The sequence below is a fragment of the Rossellomorea sp. NPDC077527 genome (assembly GCF_044542955.1).
In the GTDB taxonomy this organism is placed as follows: Bacteria; Bacillota; Bacilli; order Bacillales; family Bacillaceae_B; genus Rossellomorea; species Rossellomorea aquimaris_E.
On the sequence record NZ_JBITVL010000003.1, the window covers coordinates 34603 to 55165 of the forward strand.

Below are 20563 nucleotides of genomic sequence, written 5' to 3' on the forward strand. Positions count from 1 at the left end.
AAGAGAGGCAAGCTGATGGCGGTATTGAATCCCTGCCATCAGCTCACAGGAGTAGTTCTACATTTAAGATGGATGTTTTTAAATAGAATGTTTTAGGACTTGGATGATTGTAGCGCTTCACTCTCTTCATTTGAAAGAAGCTCACCGTATTTCGCTCTTTTAACATAGTTACCAGAACCCAATTTCCCTACAAACTGTTTATCTTTGATGACATATTCACCTCTTGATAAAACTGAAACCGGTTCTCCCTTCACCTTCATACCTTCAAATGGGTTATAATCAGCGGCCATATGATGAGTCTCTGCAGAAATGACTCTTTCAGTATCAGGATCAAAGATGACGATATCTGCATCAGAACCTACGGCTACTGTACCCTTCTGAGGATACAAACCAAATAACTTTGCGCTCCTTGTCGACATGATATCTACAAATTGATTCAAGCTTATTCGTCCTTTCTCAACCCCTTCTGAAAATAATATGGATACACGGTCCTCTATAATTGGTCCGCCATTCGGAATTTTAGTGAAATCTTCTTTGCCAAGATCTTTTTGGCCTTGGAAATCAAATGAGCATTGATCAGAGCCCAATGTTTGAAGCTGCCCGCTCTTCAATGCATTCCACAGAACATCTTGATTCCATTTCTCCCTTAGTGGAGGCGACCAGACATATTTGGCCCCTTCAAAGTTCGGGCGCTCTAAATAGGTTTGATCAAGGACCAGATACTGCGGGCACGTTTCTCCCCATACATTTAAACCTTTGCTTCTTGCAGCTGCAATCTGCTCCACTGCTTCAGAGCAGGAAACATGAACGACATATAATTGGGAATCCGCAAGGCCTGTTAATTTAGCTGCTCGGCCAGTAGCCTCCCCTTCTAGTTCAGGGGGTCTTGTCAGTGCATGGTAGATAGGTTCGGTTTTACCTTCTTCTAAAGCTTTTTCCGTTAAGTACTCAATGACATCACCGTTTTCAGCATGTACCATGACAAGGGCACCCAGTTCCCTTGCAGCAACCAATGTTCTAAATAGCGTTTCATCGTCTGCCTGGAATACATTTTTATAAGCCATAAATACTTTGAAAGATGTGATTCCTTCTTGGTCCATGACTTCTGGTAGTTGAGAGAGGACTTCTTGATTGATCTCCCCGATCATCAAATGGAAGCTATAATCAATGACTGCTTTATCTTTTGATTTGGCATGCCAAGTATCAATAGCATTTTGAAGCGGTTCTCCTTTATTCGTTAAACAAAAATCAATCAGTGTGGTCGTTCCTCCGAATGCAGCCGCAATCGTACCACTCTCAAAGTCATCCTTTGAAACCGTTCCTCCGAATGGCATTTCAAGATGGGTATGTGGATCAACTCCGCCGGGGAAGATAAATTTCCCACTGGCATCAATCACTTCTGCTTTGTTTGCTTCAAACCCTTTGCCAATTGCAGCAATCTTTCCGTCCTGAATGAGGACATCAGCTTTATACGTGTCTGTTGCTGTTACGATTGTTCCGTTTTGAATGATTTTATCCATTACATTACCTCCTGAATTATTTCACTGCATTCATTTTCGATCCCGATAGGTTACTCATCACAGCCTGACGATCATTCCAAGTCATCGGCATTTGGCCACTCGGAACTTCTATCATATCGATGGCACCATCAACCGGGCAGACAATCGAGCATAAATTGCACCCGACACAATCTTCTTCCCTTACCTTTAAAATGCTATTCCCGTTTGGATCCTTCAGCATGTCAATACATTGATGTGAAGTGTCTTCACAAGCAATGTGGCATTTATTGCAATTGATGCATACATCATTATTGATCTTTGCCACAACACTATAGTTAAGATCAAGATTACCCCAATCGGAAAATTTAGGAACGGATTTACCGACGATCTCCTGCACGGATGATATGCCTTTTTCATCAAGATAATTATTCAAACCATCGAGCATATCCTCCACGATCCTGAAACCGTGGTGCATGGCAGCTGTACACACCTGTACTCCTGATGCACCCATAAGCATGAACTCAACTGCATCCTGCCAGTTTGACACACCACCCATTCCTGAAATCGGGACGTTGATTCTTGGGTTCCTTGCACACTCTGCCACCATGTTAAGTGAAATAGGCTTCACAGCAGGTCCACAATATCCTCCGTGTGCGCCCTTACCACCAACGTGAGGGATGGTATTCCATGAATCAAGGTCAACTCCGGCAAGGCTATTGATGGTATTGATCATGCTTACAGCGTCGGCCCCCCCTCGTACAGCAGCCTCAGCTGTCACGGTAATATCCGTAATATTAGGGGTCAGCTTTACAATGACTGGAGTTTTTGCCACTTCCTTGGCCCAGTGGGTTTGTTTCTCTACTAACTCTGGTACTTGACCGGATGCGGATCCCATTCCCCGTTCAGCCATCCCATGGGGGCATCCGAAATTAAGTTCTAACCCGTCAACACCAACATCTTCTACCTTCTTTACAATTTCATGCCACTTCTCCTGTTTCGGTTCGACCATTAAAGAAGCAATGATGGCGTGACCTGGAAACCTCTTCTTCGTCTCGTATATTTCTTTCAGATTCACTTCAAGTGGGCGATCAGTTATAAGTTCGATATTATTGAATCCAGCTACCTTTTGGCCATTAAAGCTAACAGCTGCGAAGCGCGAGGAAACGTTTATGATAGGTTCGCCTAATGTTTTCCACACAGCTCCTCCCCAACCTGCCTCGAAAGCCCTCTGAACTTGATAACCCGAATTCGTTGGTGGTGCAGAAGCCAGCCAAAATGGATTTGGTGATTTGATGCCAGCTAAATCGATGTTTAAGTTTGCCATGAAAATCCCCCCTCTAATACACTCTTAATTCACTTCGACAGATGAACATTTCTCATGTAAATGATAGGCTGCCTGCTTTCCTTGTTCGGCTGCAGTTACGACCATGGCTTCACCTACACCTTTTCCAAACACAATATCCCCACAGGCAAAAATCCTTGGATTTGACGTTTGGAAGGTTTCACGGTCAACTTTAACGACACCATCTGAGTGTTCTAAACCGAATTGTTCGATCAAATTCAGGTGCCTGGTTTGGCCAATCGCTTTGATGACGACGTCAACCGGTAAAGTAAATTCTGAGCCCCTGACTGGGACCGGTCTTCTTCTTCCATCCTTTCCTGCTTCCCCAAGCTCCATTTTGATGCATTCAATCCCGGTAACATCACCGGCTTCATTTCCAATGATTCTCTGTGGAGCCGTCAGCCAACGGAATTCCACGCCATCCTGCTTGGCAAATTCATATTCAAAGTCATAAGCTGTCATTTCTTCTTTTGTTCGGCGGTAGAGGATTTTTACATTTTCTGCCCCTAACCGTACTGAACAAGTAGCTCCATCAATGGCTGTGTTCCCTGCACCGATCACGGCCACTTTTTTACCCACATAGTTGTGATTTAAGGTTCCACTTTTGGTTTCCTTTACAAATTCAATGGCATCATGCACACCATTCAGGTCTTCTCCTAGAATTTTTAAATCTGGAACAGAAGACATTCCGGCAGCAAGTATGACAAAGTCATGTCTTTGGGTAATATCATCAGCGGATATATCTTGACCTACCCTTACATTTGTCCGGATATCAACATTCAATTTCTTGACTTGCTCCACTTCCCAATAAGATATACTTTGAGGTAGGCGGAAGGAAACGATACCATAGGTATTTAACCCACCGGCTTCTTTTTCAGCTTCATAAATGGTGACTGCATATCCAAAACGGGCAAGTTCTCTTGCAGCTGAGAGCCCAGCTGGCCCCCCTCCGATAATCCCCACACTCTTCCCATTTGCTTCTCCTGCTTCAAATAACACCGTCTCATTATGCCTCGCCCAATCTGTTGCATACCTCTGTAAGTCGCCAATCATGATCGGCTTTGTGGAATCGTTTAATACGCAAGCCCCTTCACATAGCTCCTCTGTCGGACATACCCGGGAGCAACTAGCCCCAACAGGATTGGCAGACATGATCGTCTTTGCGGATCCCTTTAGATTCCCAGAAGCGATCTTTTTGATAAAGGATGGTATATCGATACTAGTGGGACAGGCTTGAATGCACGGGGCATCATAGCAGTACAAACAACGATTGGCTTCTTCCACTGCCTCTCTGCCCGTTAAGCCCTCATGAGCTTCAAGAAAATTCTTCTCGAGATTGAGTAACGAAGGTGTACTAGACATACTGACTTCCCCCTCTTCATTTCATAAAGATAAAAACCTCATTATGTTCAAACAATGAAACATTTCATGATATCAAGGTAGTAAAGCCGTCATATCATTATAGGTTTCCGGTCTGCGGTCACGGTAGAACTGCCACGTATCCCGTACTTCCCTTAATAATTTTTTATTCATCTCTCCTATGACCACCTCGTCGCGATCCCTACTTCCTACTGAAACAAAGCTTCCTCTTGGGTCGACCAGATACGATTGACCATAAAATTCACCCATGTTCCAGGGTCCTTCATATCCAACTCGATTGATGGCTCCTAAATAGTATCCGTTTGCCACTGCATGAGCCGGCTGTTCAAGTTTCCATAAATATTCTGAAAGGCCCGCTACAGTCGCAGATGGATTGAACACTATTTCCGCACCTTTTAACCCTAGTAACCGTGCTCCTTCAGGAAAATGTCTGTCATAACAAATATAAACCCCTACTTTAGCGTAAGCCGTGTCAAATACCGGATAACCCAGATTTCCTGGTTTGAAATAATATTTCTCCCAGAATCCGTATCCTTCTTCGCCGACTCCCACGTGGGGAATATGCTGCTTTCTGTATTTACCAAGGTACGATCCATCTGCATCGATGACAGCTGCCGTATTGTAGTATGTGGCAATGCCTTCCCGTTCATATATTGGCAGAACGATAACGACACTCAGCTCTTTGGCTAAATCCTGAAATTGTTTTGTAGTCGGGCCGTTCGGGATTTCTTCTGCAGAATCATACCATTTGGGGTTTTGCTCGGAGCAAAAGTATGGACCATAGAAAATTTCCTGCAAACATATGATTTGAGCACCCTTTTTTGCTGCATCTCTCACCAATTCCACATGCTTTTTAATTGCTTGCTCCTTATGGGTTTCAACCGCCTCACTTCCATCCACATCATGAGAAGCCTGAATCAGCCCAATCTTTACCAAATCCGACATTTCATTTCCCCCTAAACATTTAGATTATATAAAAATAGTAAGCGCTTTCATTATTTTTTGCTTCATGAACTTACACTTACTAGATTTCAAAATAGAATTAATTTCTGAATTTTTGATATTTTCACTTTATTTTAACCCTTAGTAAATTGTATTGCACTAAACATTTTGTAACATGAACGGCCTTCATCATTTGTCATTATGTATATTTTTCTTTTACATGCGTCAACTTGTCCGTTTCTCATAAAGTACCATACTCAAATTGCGAAATTTGTAGAATAATTTAATTAAATATTAAAAATATTCAGTTTTTATTCGACAAAATTCTTTGCAACCCCATCTTTCCCTTAATCGGCATGATTTCAGGTGGAGAAATCCTAATCATAAAAAACAGCCTAATCTATTGGAAAAGGCTGTTTTTTGTCGAAGCTATGAATTTACAGATCTCATTTTCAGTGATTGGTTCCTTACAGGTCTGTATTTTATTACTTGTACAATAAACCAAGTCAAAACCGCCAACCATATGATTGATCCAAGCACCATCGAAATGGAATAGGAAAGGCCAAATCCCTCTGGGGCATAAAAAATGTATGAGCTTACCACCCCTGTCATAAATAAAGCTGGCACACTGCATATCCAGTGAAACTTTGCTTTTTGTAATAAATATATGGCAGCCGTCCATAACATGACTGTCGCAACTACCTGGTTCGACCAGCCGACATATCTCCAAAGAAAAGTATAATCGATTTGAGTCAAGAGGAATGTAGGGACTGCTACTGGAACAACCAGGAGCAACGGCAACCACTTTCCTTCTACATCTTTCTTTGTTAAGTCAGTTAATAAATCAGCAAGCATCATTCGAGAGGACCTGAGAGCAGTATCCCCCGTCGTCACTGGCAGTATGATGACACCAAGAATTGCCAGCACCCCACCGAGCGTCCCTAAGGTCGTTTTACTTATTTCATTGACTACTCCTGCAGGTCCTCCCGAAGCCAATGCTTCTTGAAGCCCGCCAGTTCCATTGAAGAATGCCATACCCGCAGCAGCCCAGATCAAAGCGATGATCCCTTCAGCAACCATGGCTCCATAAAATACTTTACGCCCTTCGCTTTCTCTTTTAAGCGTCCTTGCCAAAATCGGGCTTTGTGTGGAATGGAATCCGGAAATGGCACCACAGGAAACTGTAACCATTAATAGCGGCCATAAAGGCAGTTCAGCAGGGTGCAGGTTTTTAAATGTTAGATTCGGTACAGGATGTTCAAAGAAGAATAAACCGATTCCGATTGCTACTGCCATGAAAATTAGGATTGCTCCAAAGACCGGATAAATCTTACCGATTATTTTGTTAATCGGCAATACGGTTGCAATCAGAAAATATGTAAAGATCAGGACCAGGCAGGTCATAAAATTCAGCGGAGTGACTTCTGCCATAAGTTGTGCGGGTCCCGAAGTGAATGCAGCCGCTACTAGAATCATCAATACAATGGACAAGATGTTCATAAGAGATTGAGCAGACTTACCTAAATATTTCCCTACAATGAATGGAAACTGTGCCCCATTATGTCTGAGAGAAAGCATCCCTGAGAAATAATCATGTACAGCACCAGCGAACAATGTACCTATAACAATCCACAGAAAGGCTACAGGTCCATATAATGCACCTAGAATTGCACCGAAGATCGGACCTAACCCCGCAATGTTCAAGAGTTGAACCAAACTTGCTTTCCACCAACTCATCGGCATATAATCCAAGCCATCCTTTTTAGAATATGCAGGTGTTAAATTGGAATCATCAACACCGAAAATCTTTTCTACCACCTTTGAATAAATGAAATAACCAATTACCAGAATACAGATGGATGCAAGAAATGTGAGCATCACGATGTCCTCCCTTCGCAAATTGAAATTACCGTTTATTCTAATACGGATAACGACAAAAAACAACAGAATTTTCTAAAAATAAAATGATTTCAGAATTAAAAACCACTTACACTTCTACAAAATAAGGATGACTCCAACAATGTATGCGCATACATCACCCGAAAAATTTTTTTGTTCATAATAAAAAACGCACCCCTGTCAGGAATGCGTTTCATTCAAATACAGTATTATTTTTTTAATTTTACAAATGCCTCATGTGCGTTTAAAAATTCTTTATTGTCTCTTTCAATGGCAATTTCTATGGGAGATTGTGCCTTACCTGATTGCATCTCTTGCCCGTCTCCATATGCAAGAAGCAAAGACACGATTTCTGCACTGCCGTCGAAAGCTGCAATATGTAATGGTGTGTGTCCCGATGAATCAAGCTGATTTACATTTGCACCCTGATCCAGCAAGAACTCCACTAGTTCTTTCGAAGCTTTGCCGGCAATTCCTGCATGTAAAGCTGTGTTCGATGGAATATAGGATACGTTAGAATTGGAAACGGAATTGATATCTGCCCCAAAATTAAGGAGAAGCTTGACAATTTCAAAGCGGTCAAAATGCGCAGCCACCCCAAGTGCTGTTAAACCCTGATCATTATTTGCATTACAAAGATTTGTATCATTTCTTAACGTCTGTTCTACTCTTGTTTTATTGCCCGCTTCGATTGCTTCAAAAAACTCTTGTACGGTGATAGATATCATTATTCCACCTCTTTTTAAATAATTATAAATATTCTACCAATTCTATCAAATAAAAGATAGGGGTGACCACCAATATTGGCAATCACCCCATTTGTTATTTATCCAGTTTTAATTTAGCCAATGCATCAGCTAAAGCGGAATTGACAGGCTCATCCTGTTGCTGTGTTTTTAAGTATTTATTTACATCCCTTTTTGTTGCTTTGCTATTCTTTTCTTTCTTTTTTCGATCATTAAATGTGGAGAACTTCTCTCTATGTCCGCATACACAGGTGAACATCTGTCCTTCCCCTTCTCCCCTCAAATCCAGGCGTTTGTGGCAATTCGGGCAGCGGGCATTTGTTTTTTTACTGATATTTTTACGATGTCCGCATTCCCGGTCTTTGCAGACAAGTTTCTTTCCGTGCTTATTTTTGATTTCAAGCATCAAATTGCCACAGTCAGGGCACTTTGTCCCTGTAAGATTATCATGGGAGAATTTCTTTGTAGAGTTCTTGATTTCACTGACGGATTTCTTCGTATAATCCTTAATTTCTTTCAGGAATTCCTGTTTCTTAAGAGTTCCCTTTGCAATCCTTTCAAGCTTCTGCTCCCATTCTGCAGTCAAAGTAGGCGACCTGAGTTCGAGGGGTGCCAGTTCCAATAGTTGCTTTCCTTTTGACGTAATGAGAATTTCTTTCCCTTTAGGCTCTATGACACCTGAATTGAAGAGTTTTTCAATGATATCGGCTCTCGTGGCAACGGTGCCGAGTCCCCCTGCCTCATGGATCGTGGCAATCAGGTCTTTATTACTTTCTTTCATGAACTTCTTTGGGTTCTCCATCGCGGATAATAAAGTACCTTCATTAAACCTACCTGGAGGGTTCGTCTGCCCTTCTGTTTCTTTAACAGAGCGGACAGAATAGGTACCTCCTTCTTCCATTTTCAATAGTAGTTGATCGTTTTCAGAGTCAAAATCATAGATTTCTTTCCAGCCGGGATCAACGATTCTTTTCCCTTTTGTCTGGAATGATTCTGAACCCATCTTTGCTCCTACTGTCGTTTGTTCGTATTGATAAGGAGGAAGGAATACGGCAATGAAACGCTTGACGATTAGATCATATATTTTTCTTTCCTTATCTTGTAACCGCTGAAGGGAAGGTGTTTCTTCAGTGGGGATAATGGCATGATGATCCGTGACCTTTTGATCATCAACATATGCTTTGGACAGATGCATTCGCCCCTGCAATGCCATATGTACCAATTTACGGTATGGTTGTATGTTCACAGCTTCCAATCTGTCCTTAAGTGTAGACACCATATCATTCGACAGATGTTTACTGTCTGTTCTCGGATAGGTTACCAATTTATGCTGTTCGTATAGCTTCTGCATAATCGAAAGTGTTTCTTTAGCAGAATAACCAAAGAGTTTATGTGCATCTCTTTGCAGTTCAGTCAAATCATAAAGGGACGGTGCAAAATTTTTCTTCAGTGCTTTCTTGACTGATTGAACGGTCATTTGATTTTGCCCTTTGATTGATTTCATCACAGAGGTTATTTCTTCTTTTGAAAACGTTTTTGTATCATGATTCTTATTGTTCGTCCATACAAAGGTTCCTCTGTCTGTCACAGCCTGTATCCCGTAATAAGATTGCGGTTTGAAATTCTTAATTTCTTCCTCCCTCTGAGCAATGATGCTTAGAGTCGGGGTTTGTACACGTCCGCATGACAATTGTGCGTTATGCTTGGTTGTCAACGCTCTCGTAGCATTCATCCCTACATACCAGTCGGCTTCAGATCTTGCCTGTGCTGCCTCATATAAGTTTTCGTAACTCTTTGCATCTTGGAGCTTGCGGAATCCGTCCTTGATAGCTTTGTCGGTTACAGAGGAAATCCATAAACGTTTTAGCGGTTTGTTCACACGCGCTTTCTCTATGATCCAGCGGGCAACTAGCTCACCTTCACGCCCGGCATCGGTGGCGATAACTATTTCTTTAACATCCGATCGATTCATTTGTGCTTTAACGGCGCTGAATTGTTTTCCCGTCTTCTTGATCACTACCAGATTAAGTGACGATGGAAGCATGGGTAAATCTTCAAGCTTCCATGATTTATATCGGTCATCATAGCTTTCAGGCTCTGCCAGGGTCACCAGGTGTCCAAGTGCCCATGTGACAATATAGTCGTTCCCTTCCAAGAATCCATTTCCCTTTTTCGCACATTGAAGTACTCTTGCAATATCTCTGCCTACAGAAGGTTTCTCTGCCAGGACCAAAGTCTTTTTCATGTAAAAAATCCTTTCATTACGGGGTGTTTATTTTCTATATCTTTTCTATTTTAACATACAATAAAAAGACTAGGGCATTTTGGTTCTCGGCACATGACCGGCCATTGAGTTGAAACGCTTCCTATTGTTTGATCATCATGGTCATGGCAGCTGTAGGTGATCAAGTTTAAGTCTTTCATCGAAAAAAAAACCAATCATCATGTTCTCGACGACTGGTTTTTTGCATAAAAAGAGAGCATCTGGACAGATGCCCGTTGTTTCGTTATCCCATCCTGCAGTTTTATAGCTAAGAAGAAATACTAGGAAGAGGCCGTCTTCCTAGTAAACGTTATTCTTCGTCGCCTTCTAAGAAGTCTGGATCTAACTCTTCAAATTCTTCATCATCCAAGTCGCAATCCCAATCTTCATCGTCGCAGCCTTCTGGATTCACAAGGACACATACTTTCGTTTCTCCGATAACTTCTACCAGGAATTCACGTTCTACGTGAACGATGATTTTGTTACCGTTTGGTGAAATGACCGCTTCGCAGCAATTAGGCTGTTGCAGTACTCGAGCACACACTTCAATGTCATCTAAGCAATCGGGATCACGGTATTTTAGTTTAATGCAGTCTGTATATTCTACTCTCTCCGTTACAACCGATGTCTTCGTGTTGTCACTGTGGGAGTACCATACGTTGATATCATATGATCCGTGAACTTCGACTTTCTTGCCGACTTTGTGTGCTTCATACTGATGATTGATGATCCAGCAGCCTAAAATGCTCGATGGATTATGCGGCGGGCAAATCGTATGATGAGACTGTGTAAATTTACGTCCCTTCGCTACGACCGCTTTCGTAATAATCTCTCTATATTCTGCCATTCGAGCGAACCTCCTCATTCATTTTCAATTCATCTTATGCGACTATCTAGGTGTTTGTGCGAGTAAATTTTATTACATAATGGGATTGTTGCGAGATAATGTATTGTATGCGAATACCCATTGAATGTTCCGGAATGGACTACACAGCAGTATAGAAAAATGGTAAGCTAAATTGAGAAAGTTCATGCCTGTTCAGGGTATGTATTCATTTCGTTGAGGAGGTAACACGTATGGCGAAAAGTAAAGCAAAGAAGAAAAGAGACCATCATCTCCGGAATACCGGCCAAAATGTCACGATGCGGAGGGGGATCGATCCTGATTTTTGTATGATGGTGCGTACAACGAAAACCCAAAAGGAAACATTGGCTAAAAATGAAACCAAACATAAAAAACGATCTTTGCAAGAAAAGGATATTCCTTTAAGCAAAGATCGTTTTTTATTTCTATGTCTCCCTTAGGAATTCATTCCATTATAAAATGAATAGCCCATGGATTATGAGCAGCTTCCAGGAGCAGAGTTTTTCACATTTGACCCCGTCTCACCGCGGAGCAGGTCTCCTCCTGTTGACTCGATGATATGATCAGTCACGTTATTCGATATGACCGAAGCGACAATTTGCAGTAAATCATTCACATCTGTCTGTGATTCCTTAAATTGTTGGACCACTGGAATTTCATCAATTTCCTTTTCCAGGTTTTCAATTTTGGCTTCAACCATTTTTAGAGCTTCTATCTTCCCGTAGTGTTGGAAGTTAACAGCTTGTTTTTGTAAACTCTTAATACTTGCGATCATTTCCCGGACCTTTTGATTTTCGTGAATTTGTGCTTCCGCACGCTTAAAGAAATCCACTTCCTCTGTTTCTGCAATCATGGTTGCAAGCTCTTCTGCACGCTTCATAATATCGTCTTTTGTATACTTTGCCATATTATTTCACCTCTACCGCTTCTTGAAATTCTGTTCCGATTTGGCCTTCCTCGATCATTTCCCCATCCAATGACCAGGACTTGGCATCTGTGATCTTGACTTTCACTATCTTCCCAATGGCTGTTTTAGGAGCCTTGAAGTTTACAAGCTTACTGCGTCTCGTATAGCCGGCAAGAATCTCAGGGTTCTTCTTGCTTTCCCCGTCTACTAGCACTTCAACGATTTGACCGGTATACTTCTTCATTGCTTCAGCAGAATATTCTTTCACCACTTGATTCAAGCGCTGTAGCCTCTCTTTTTTCACTTCCATCGGCACATTATCATTCATCTTCGCTGCAGGAGTACCTTCACGAGGAGAGTAAATGTATGTGTAGGCTGATTCAAAGCCCACTTTCCTGTATAACGAAAGTGTTTCTTCAAATTGCTCATCGGTTTCATTTGGATACCCGACAATGATGTCTGTTGTAAGGGCTACATCAGGCATGGCCGTCTTAATCTTTCTCACTAACTCTAAGAACTGTTCGCGGGAATATTTACGCGCCATAATTTTCAGGACGTCTGTTGAACCGGATTGAACCGGTAGGTGAATATGCTCAACCAGATTTCCCTTTTTGGCAAGTACTTCGATCAAATGATCGTCGAAATCCCTTGGATGACTCGTCGTGAATCGGATACGTGGAATATCCACTTTACGGAGATCATCCATCAGGTCTCCCAGGCCATATTCGAGGTCTTCGATATCTTTGCCGTATGCGTTAACATTTTGCCCCAAGAGAGTGATTTCTTGATATCCTTGTGCAGCCAGGTGACGGACTTCTTGAATGATCTCTTCAGGACGACGGCTTCTCTCTTTACCTCGTGTATAAGGAACGATACAGTATGTACAGAACTTATCACAGCCGTACATAATGTTGACCCATGCTTTGATGTTGCCACGGCGGACCTTTGGAAGGTTCTCAATGACGTCCCCTTCTTTCGACCACACTTCAACAACCATTGCCTTAGACATATACGCATCAGATAGGATCTTTGGAAGGCGATGGATATTATGGGTTCCAAAAATCATATCCACCTGCTGGTAGGTTTTCAGAATCTTATTCACTACAGACTCTTCCTGGGACATACATCCGCAAACTCCGATTAAAAGCTCAGGCTTTTCCCGCTTCAAATGTTTCAGATGTCCTAACTCCCCGAACACCTTATTTTCAGCGTTTTCGCGTATGGCACATGTATTCAAAAGAATGACATCTGCATCATCCGTTGAATTCGTAGGTTCATAGCCGAGAGCCATGAAGATTCCTGCCATCACTTCGGTATCATGTTCATTCATTTGGCAGCCATAGGTACGGATATAAAATTTCTTTCCTTCCCCCAGCCCCCTAAATTGATCATCAATTGTAAAGTCATTATGATATTTGATTTCTTCTTTCCCACGCTTTTTCGCATCTTTTAATGACGGCGGGTTATAGACACTTTCAAAGTACTTGCTGTAATCCTTTTCGGATTTTTGGTCCGCTGGTGATACAGACTTCGATTGTTGTCCATGTTTTCGTTGCTCTTCGTTCATGAAAAATCCCCTTTCTACCACTATAACCAAACCGTTTTCTTCTATATATAAAGCCGGCCGAATTAACAGGATATACATTGTTGCACATTACTATAGTATAAAGGTTTTCACCCCTACATACAATAGAGGTGCTTAAGTGTTGAAAAATGTTTCAATCCCATCTCAGCTAGTAAAACTGCAGTAAAGTGATAGTTTCTTTACATTTATGTTCTCCTTCGAGCCCCCAAGGTAAACACCTCCCTCTCTCGGCTCAATTCTCAAGACCAAACAACTATCAATTATGTACCTGGAATCTATTTTTATCTTTTTAGGCTAGAGGCTCAATCGAATATTCCCTTATGAACGTATGATAATTAGTAGTAAATTGTAAAGGAGTGTTAAATAATGAGTTATAGTCAGAAAGAAAAGTCCCAGGACACCTATTACCATGAGGATTATAAAAACCATAAATGCAGTGAATCTCGTCCCAGCCATTATGAAAATTGTGTCGGAGACGTTTTAGAAGCAATCCTTGAAGCCCAGGAAAAAGTAAAGAAAGACCATGGATGCAATTCATCCTGCAAAAAATCCATAGAGGATTTACTATGCGAAAAAAAGAAACACAAAAAGAATACCATTCCCTTTATTTTATATTGTGGATGCGATCCATTCAAAGGAACTGGTGTTACCGCCTATCATTGTCATACAAAGAAGAAAAAGACATTGAAATGCATTGAAACCTACGTTTTCAAAATAATAGACATTGATCATAAATGTGCGACTCTGGAATTATTGACATTTAAATCCGAACATCATAAGGGTGATTCTCACTCTCAAAATGACAGTAAATGTTCACTCACTTCACCTTGTAAACAAATTGACCACAAATGCGTGGATGACTTGATGGAAACAGGGATTTGTATAACTGTCGATTTGTCTTGTTTCTGTGCAATTACCTGCTTGCCTGCCGTTCATTTATAACACACACTCGAAAAAAAAGGTGAACGAGAGTCGTTCACCTTTTTCATCCTCCAAAAGCTTCAAGCAAATCGTCTATTTCTTTCAATCCAACGGGGGAATGTTCTTGTTCCTTTCGGCTTACGATGGTACCTTCAGGCAAGCTCTTCGGGGAATTATATCCATTTTGAAGAAGTAATCTTTTTAAATCTAATAGTTCTTCTAGTATGGTATCATCTGGTGTCATGTTAAGTTGAACAGGCTTAGAATGGTGCAAGTAATCATGCAGAGCAGAAAAAACAAGATGCATTAACGTATTGTTTCTTGAATGATAGGCAATTTGCTCTTGAATCTTAGAGGTGATGGCTTCTTCCTCCCCAGTTTTAACATTTATGAAATGTTCGGGGATCGTAAGAATCGTGTCCTGAAAGTAATCCGAGTATTTCTTAGACATGCCCATCACCCTTTAGTTTTTGTATATTCAATCTGTGCAGGATTGTTTTTTAATTGATTTAACTTTGCAAGGATCATCAATCCTGACACATTTAACTTTTCCATATTTGGAGGGAAGAACAATTCAATGGGGCGTCCTCTTTCTGCCCATTTTACGGCCGCTTCCCTAATATGAGATTCAGCAATTTTAGCCGCTCCACCTACTGCAATATATTTGACTGCCCCTTTGATTTCATTTGAGCTATTTCTAACCCGATCGAAATGTTCCAAATATTTTATGGCCAATGATTTCAACTGAGGAATAATATACTTACTAATATCCTTTTTCACGCCGGCAAATGGTTCTACATACCACTCGGATTGACCAGCTACAATTTTTTCCTCAAGTTCAGATCTTGAGTCGAACTTGTATAACTCATATTTACTCACTTTTTGTATGATATGATCTAAAAACTGATTGATCCCAAACGGCTCTCCTTCAATGGAAGCTACTGGCTTATTATTTTTGATTCCTACAAAATCGACTGAGTCTCCCCCCAGATCACCGATAAGGATTCCTTTGGCAGAATCTTGTAAGAGAGCTTCGTCTTTAACTCCCAATGTCTCTTCATCCCTTGTTAATGCCAGGTAAGCACAAGCCCCTTCAGCACCAACAATAACATCTTTAATATGAAGTCTTACAACGGTTTCTTGAGGGGCAATCATTCCTGGAACCTTGTGAAGATAAACGGTATGAGTCCCGATTAGACGACTTTTCAACGTATCTTTACGTTCTTTATACTGAGTAGTCGGTAGAGAAACTGCCAATTGATCTATATCAAAGAATACATCTATATCTGATTGATTGCTCATTACAGCATGATGGGCCAACAGTCCAAATAAAAGAGTGTAAGTACGGTCTTCATCTACTTTCTGATTATTAAAGGATGTTAAACTCACATTACGCTGTCTCGCTGCTGATTTACCTATATAAAAGATTTCTCTCTTCTCATGCAGCGCTGAACTGTTCACTTCCACAATCAAGTTGTCTCCTAATAAAACATCTTCATCATCGTAAGGTTTCTCATAAAATTCTTCATCAAATAAAGCAATGGCATTCGGCATGGAGTATTCTGTCATTTCACCATTTGTTGACACAATGGCTTTATAAAAGCTGTTCCCCAAGTCCACAGCAACATAATTATGCCTATTCATTACATCCTCCTCCTTCCTTAAAGCCTATGCCGGAATAGAAAACATCGGTGCAAGTACCCAATCATAAATTTTAAAATCCAGTATAGTAATTCAGGAAAGAGTTATTTCCTCTTGAATGATTTTCTCTAGTAAATTTCCACTCTTATACTGATTCATATAACCACTCTTAATAGATTCGCCAAGCATACTATAAAGTGTAGTAAAAATATTGTTTATTAAATAGGAGGAAAAAAAATGAGTGATTATAATAAGAATAAAAATTGTGTGAACGTAGATCAATCTGCTTCACTCGATCACTGCGACAACGCAACTGTAGACTCCATTCTTACCCCGGCCGGTGAAAGAACTGTCCATGTTCCAGTAGATTTAGGAGTATATCGTGTATCTAGTAACCTAGAAGCCCATATTAAATTTCCGGAACCTGTGATGGAAATTAAAGATGTAAAGAAGAAGGTCGAAATTGTACAATGCCGCCTAATGACTATTCCAACCAGCAATGGCGACTTCAGTGAAGACGGTGCACAATTTCCCCTGTTGTTATCAGGATATGTGCGCAAAAACATTCAATACGCTACACCATGTGGAGGAACTGGATTTGATGGATCATGTGTATCTTCTAACATTAAATCATTAACTGTCCGCGTTCCTTTCAAATGCATGACTACGATTACCCTGGAATCTCCCGTACAACTCCCAAGAACAAATAGTCGTCAGGAGTTTGACTTCTTTAGAGCTCAAGACTTAGGGACAGGCTATCCTGAAAAAGACCAATATTTATCAAATGATATCTCTCAATTCCATCAATACTGCACGAATTACTATAATCAGCTTCCATATTGTGAATTGATTTCAAGCAGCATTCTAGAGTGGGATGAATCAACAGATCGTGTATCTGATGGCCCTGTAGGTGAAGGATATTTCTATAATATGCTAGAAAAAATGTCCCTCAACTTCACCATTAAAGTATTACAAAAACAGCAAGTTCGTCTTGAAGCATTAAACGGAGATGCATAGTATTCACCAGCATTCCCCCTACTGTTAGTCATAACAACAGGGGAATGCTTTTTTCTTCACAACATTCCCCGCAGTGTTTGTGACCTGATTCAATAATTAGTCTCTTTACATATAGGCTCTGGCCCAAACAACAATCAACCTTAATCATAAGATGGCATTATCTTGCTTTAGGAGGTCCCTTATGTTTGATAACCATAATAAAATGTCAGATTGCAATGAAACGTCAAATATGAATGATTGTAAAAGCCATTGTCATCATCCAAAAGTTAGTATCGGAAAAATCGTAACTAAGGTCCCAGTTGTATTGGCTGAACTGATTCTTCAGGTAAACGTAGATGCGACGATTACCTTTCCAGAAGCCGTTTTAGAAATTAAAGATATAAAGAAAACGATAAAGTTAACACAGTGCAGGCTTCTTCTTCCTTCTAATAAACTATTTGTGAAAGGTTTTGTAAGAAAAAACATCCAATATGCAAGCCCTTGTAAAGAAATTGAAGAAACTTCCCTTTCTTCCATTGCTTCAGATCTGCACTCTTACACGGTTGATATTCCTTTTCAATGTGTGACTGACATTAAGCATTTCTTATCAATGCCTGTAATGCCTGAAGTAAATAATCGCCAAGAATTTGATTTCTTTATTTCGAAGCCATTACCTTCCGGATATCCAGAAAAGGATGAGTTACTAACACATGATTTATCTCAATTCCATCAAGAAAGTCATCAGTATTACAATGAGATCCCATACTGTGAACTAGTTTCAAGTAAAATCATTGAATGGGATGAAGCAATCGATCGCTGCCCTCTCCCTCATTCAGGGCCTATCGGAGAAGGATACTTCCGTACAATAGAAGAAAAAATGGTCATAGATTTATGTATAAAAGTCCTTCAAAATCAACAGATTCGAGTCACCTCCACTACAAACGATGATTGCGACTGAAAAAGATGATCATTCTTATAGAGAGGAGGCAAAGGATTTGGTGTAGTATCGTAACGCACCAATCACACTGATTATGAAAAATGATCAATATGATGATATTGAAAAACACTTTCTAAATAAGATGGATGAATTTCAACAAGAAAAACACAGAAAGGAAACGATTAGAAAAGATCAACCTCATCATTCATTTTCATTATTTAATCTTAATCAGAAGCACGCTCCTTCCACTGAAACGAATGTAAATAATGAAGAAGATTGTCCGACAGATTCAACATTGACTAAGGAGTTCCAAGAAGGAATTCTTTCTCAACCTACATTCTTCCCACCTCCCAAAGTGATGGATATGGAAATCATTCAAGACGGGAAAACAATTGATGAAGAATTGAAGGAAATGGTTAATCAGGGTGAAGGAATAGAGGAGGAAAACCTGCTCTCTAATCATTTCAGAGAGGATTTACATGATGAGAGGAACAAGGTTGAGCTTTCAGCTTCCGGTCACAGTGAAGTAAACGAGCTATCCTCTGGTGAGGAAGATAAAGGAAAAGAGCCTATTTCCATACGTAAAGAAATATTTATGATATTGGATGAAGAACCGGGTGAAGAATCTGCAGGAGGTTTGTCATCCAAAATATCGACCTCTAAGATAACAAAAGATAAAAATGGAGAAGTAGATTCCCTTAAAATGAAAGAAAATGACAAAAAAGAAGATGAGCACACTAACGAACAGAATGTAATATCTGAGGATCATTCTCATACTTCACGTGAGGAAGGTTGTATCAATTCTTATCTGGATTATGATCATAAAGCAAATCATCCATCTTCATTCACCCATTTCTTGGAGACAGAATACTGTGAATCAGAAAATAAATCGAATGAATTCAATGAGTCAATAAGTTCCCTGACATCTGTTCTCAAAAAAATTTCCACCGCGATGATGAAAAATGATCCGAAATATCCCGAAGAATGCGAACAGGACCGTAGTGAACTAACAGCCTTAAAAAAACATTTCGAAAATGAACTATTTTCACCAGAGCCACATACAGACGAAGCGATAGCTACTTACCCATTTGACTTTCACTTTTTAACTGTGAAGATTCCTATTGTATTGTCTACTTTAAAGATTGAATTAACCATCTTTGAGAATCTAGATTTACCCTTTCCGATTGAACATATCCAGACAATCCGTTGGTCTATTCAATCTCTTAAGACATATATCCCTTCTCCTGCTTCCATTGTATTTGTGAAGGGAACTCTCATTGCTGCAATAGATTATGTAAATCCAGGAGAAACAAGCTCTGTCCATTCAATAAAGATTCCAATTGAATGGAATCATACCTGCACACCTCGTTGGATAGTTCAACCGAAAATACCCATTTGTGTTCATAGAGAATACACCTTCTTAACAAAAAACAATCAAAGAATGACCACTCATCACGAAAGTCATGATTCCTTTTGTGATTCAATCCACCATTCACTACAAGATTTCAAGTTTATTAGTCAGGAAGAGCACCAAAAGGATGAGGTGAATTCCACCCTGAAAGTACAAGGGTTTTTAGCGTTAAGTCTGCATTTAACGCAAGAACAATTTGTCCAATTAAATGTGAATGAAGTGCTTTAAAATATGTAATATGAGGAAGGGGCACACCCTCATTGTGAATCCTTTTTTGACGTTCACCCTCCCTTTCATATATCTCAGTATTAAAAAAACGCCTAAGAGGCAGACTCTTACCTTTCTAGTCTGCCTAGGGCATTTTGAGCTAGCCATTATTGTTGAATGATGTTTCTGAAACGATTAAAGACTACTTCTGGACCTTGCTGATCTTCTCCTCCACCTGCATCAGCATCTCCAGCCATTTGTTGTTTCTTTTGGGTTAATTTAATAAGAAGGTTAATGTCCATCTTTTCAGTGATTTTATTAAAACGTCCCCAATTATCAAAGTTTTCGGTAATATCCCATTGATTCACTGCAGATGCAAGAAGTTTACATTTAATAGGCTCGTTATTGATTTCGAACGTTAATGAACCAAATTCGCAACGGGATGCACCCATTCCATCTTTGGCAAGTTCTCTTCTTTGCAAAACATTCTCCTTAATGCTGAAGTCAATTCCAAATGGTTTATTGACAGGATTAGCGAGTTTCACTCGGTCATAAGCTTTAAACGGAATGTCAATACTATAATCTTTTACTACCCCATATGAACCTTCTACATACTGAATATTCTTGTGGACAATTCCTTCCACAAATAATTTAACGTATTCTGGAAAACCTGGTACAGGTATCGCTTTACTCTGAGTAAGGGAAACGTTTTTCTCGATGTTTTTAATTGCACTTGCATAAGTTGGTAGATAAATATCTGCTTCTGTTAGGGATTGAAGAAATACATCCCCCAGAACAACCGTAACTTCTTCTAAATCAAGATCCGGTACATACGTTTCTGTAAATAAGCTTCTTGACTTTGCCATATCACTGGATGGTTGTGAAGGGCACCCGTGATATCCGAACCCGCAGCTCGTATTCTTTTTCAAATTATTCACTCCTAGTAATCATAATTAATCAATAGAAATGCCATAAATGTAGCGTAAATAGTGTATATTCCTTTTCTATTGACTTACTATAAT

18 protein-coding genes are annotated in these 20563 nt (G+C 40.2%); 5 read left to right on the forward strand and 13 right to left on the reverse strand.

Annotated features, from left to right (window positions below; translation table 11 throughout):
- Positions 1–92: 92 nt before the first annotated feature.
- From hydA to ACIGG7_RS10190, 8 genes are all read right to left on the reverse strand, one after another.
- Positions 93–1520, reverse strand: a complete 1428-nt coding sequence (hydA, locus tag ACIGG7_RS10155; protein ID WP_397549706.1) for a dihydropyrimidinase — start codon at positions 1518–1520, stop codon at positions 93–95.
- 16 nt (positions 1521–1536) lie between these two features.
- Entirely contained in the window at positions 1537–2823 is a 1287-nt protein-coding gene (gene preA, locus ACIGG7_RS10160; RefSeq protein WP_397549707.1) for an NAD-dependent dihydropyrimidine dehydrogenase subunit PreA, read from the reverse strand.
- Between the two features lie 24 nt (positions 2824–2847).
- Entirely contained in the window at positions 2848–4203 is a 1356-nt protein-coding gene (locus tag ACIGG7_RS10165; protein WP_397549708.1) for an NAD(P)-dependent oxidoreductase, read from the reverse strand.
- Positions 4204–4275: 72 nt separating this feature from the next.
- Entirely contained in the window at positions 4276–5166 is an 891-nt protein-coding gene (locus ACIGG7_RS10170) for a nitrilase-related carbon-nitrogen hydrolase (protein ID WP_397549709.1), read from the reverse strand.
- A gap of 426 nt (positions 5167–5592) precedes the next feature.
- Positions 5593–7041, reverse strand: a complete 1449-nt coding sequence (locus ACIGG7_RS10175; protein ID WP_397550041.1) for a carbon starvation CstA family protein — start codon at positions 7039–7041, stop codon at positions 5593–5595.
- A gap of 230 nt (positions 7042–7271) precedes the next feature.
- The gene (locus ACIGG7_RS10180) at positions 7272–7790 is read right to left on the reverse strand and encodes an ankyrin repeat domain-containing protein (protein ID WP_224941038.1); all 519 of its coding nucleotides are present in this window, start codon (positions 7788–7790) and stop codon (positions 7272–7274) included.
- Positions 7791–7884: 94 nt separating this feature from the next.
- Entirely contained in the window at positions 7885–10053 is a 2169-nt protein-coding gene (locus ACIGG7_RS10185; protein ID WP_397549710.1) for a DNA topoisomerase III, read from the reverse strand.
- A 328-nt stretch (positions 10054–10381) separates the two neighbouring features.
- Positions 10382–10918 (reverse strand): outer spore coat protein CotE, encoded by a 537-nt coding sequence (locus ACIGG7_RS10190; protein WP_138777630.1) that lies wholly within the window; start codon positions 10916–10918, stop codon positions 10382–10384.
- A gap of 230 nt (positions 10919–11148) precedes the next feature.
- Here ACIGG7_RS10190 and ACIGG7_RS10195 point away from each other — a divergent pair, with 230 nt between their 5' ends.
- The gene (locus ACIGG7_RS10195; protein WP_397549711.1) at positions 11149–11376 is read left to right on the forward strand and encodes a hypothetical protein; all 228 of its coding nucleotides are present in this window, start codon (positions 11149–11151) and stop codon (positions 11374–11376) included.
- A gap of 35 nt (positions 11377–11411) precedes the next feature.
- Here ACIGG7_RS10195 and ACIGG7_RS10200 read toward each other — a convergent pair whose 3' ends face one another.
- Complete coding sequence (locus ACIGG7_RS10200) at positions 11412–11843, reverse strand: YlbF/YmcA family competence regulator (RefSeq protein WP_224941041.1); 432 nt, start codon at positions 11841–11843, stop codon at positions 11412–11414.
- Position 11844: 1 nt separating this feature from the next.
- Positions 11845–13410, reverse strand: coding sequence for a tRNA (N6-isopentenyl adenosine(37)-C2)-methylthiotransferase MiaB (gene miaB, locus ACIGG7_RS10205; RefSeq protein WP_224941042.1), 1566 nt, complete (start codon positions 13408–13410; stop codon positions 11845–11847).
- Positions 13411–13794: 384 nt separating this feature from the next.
- Here miaB and ACIGG7_RS10210 point away from each other — a divergent pair, with 384 nt between their 5' ends.
- On the forward strand, positions 13795–14370 hold the full coding sequence (locus ACIGG7_RS10210; RefSeq protein ID WP_397549712.1) for a CotY/CotZ family spore coat protein: 576 nt from the start codon (positions 13795–13797) through the stop codon (positions 14368–14370).
- Between the two features lie 43 nt (positions 14371–14413).
- Here the strand turns inward: ACIGG7_RS10210 and ACIGG7_RS10215 are convergent, their stop codons facing one another.
- Entirely contained in the window at positions 14414–14800 is a 387-nt protein-coding gene (locus ACIGG7_RS10215; protein WP_224941044.1) for a hypothetical protein, read from the reverse strand.
- Between the two features lie 5 nt (positions 14801–14805).
- Entirely contained in the window at positions 14806–15993 is a 1188-nt protein-coding gene (locus ACIGG7_RS10220; RefSeq protein WP_397549713.1) for a ParM/StbA family protein, read from the reverse strand.
- Positions 15994–16227: 234 nt separating this feature from the next.
- Between ACIGG7_RS10220 and ACIGG7_RS10225 the strand changes: the two genes are divergently transcribed.
- From ACIGG7_RS10225 to ACIGG7_RS10235, 3 genes are all read left to right on the forward strand, one after another.
- Positions 16228–17007 (forward strand): CsxC family protein, encoded by a 780-nt coding sequence (locus ACIGG7_RS10225; protein WP_397549714.1) that lies wholly within the window; start codon positions 16228–16230, stop codon positions 17005–17007.
- Between the two features lie 181 nt (positions 17008–17188).
- On the forward strand, positions 17189–17944 hold the full coding sequence (locus ACIGG7_RS10230) for a CsxC family protein (RefSeq protein WP_397549715.1): 756 nt from the start codon (positions 17189–17191) through the stop codon (positions 17942–17944).
- A 73-nt stretch (positions 17945–18017) separates the two neighbouring features.
- The gene (locus ACIGG7_RS10235; protein WP_397549716.1) at positions 18018–19562 is read left to right on the forward strand and encodes a hypothetical protein; all 1545 of its coding nucleotides are present in this window, start codon (positions 18018–18020) and stop codon (positions 19560–19562) included.
- A gap of 146 nt (positions 19563–19708) precedes the next feature.
- On the opposite strand, the gene ACIGG7_RS10240 is transcribed toward ACIGG7_RS10235, so the two are convergent.
- Positions 19709–20470: a CsxC family protein gene (locus ACIGG7_RS10240; protein ID WP_397549717.1), complete on the reverse strand. Its 762-nt coding sequence runs from the start codon at positions 20468–20470 to the stop codon at positions 19709–19711.
- Positions 20471–20563 lie beyond the last annotated feature (93 nt).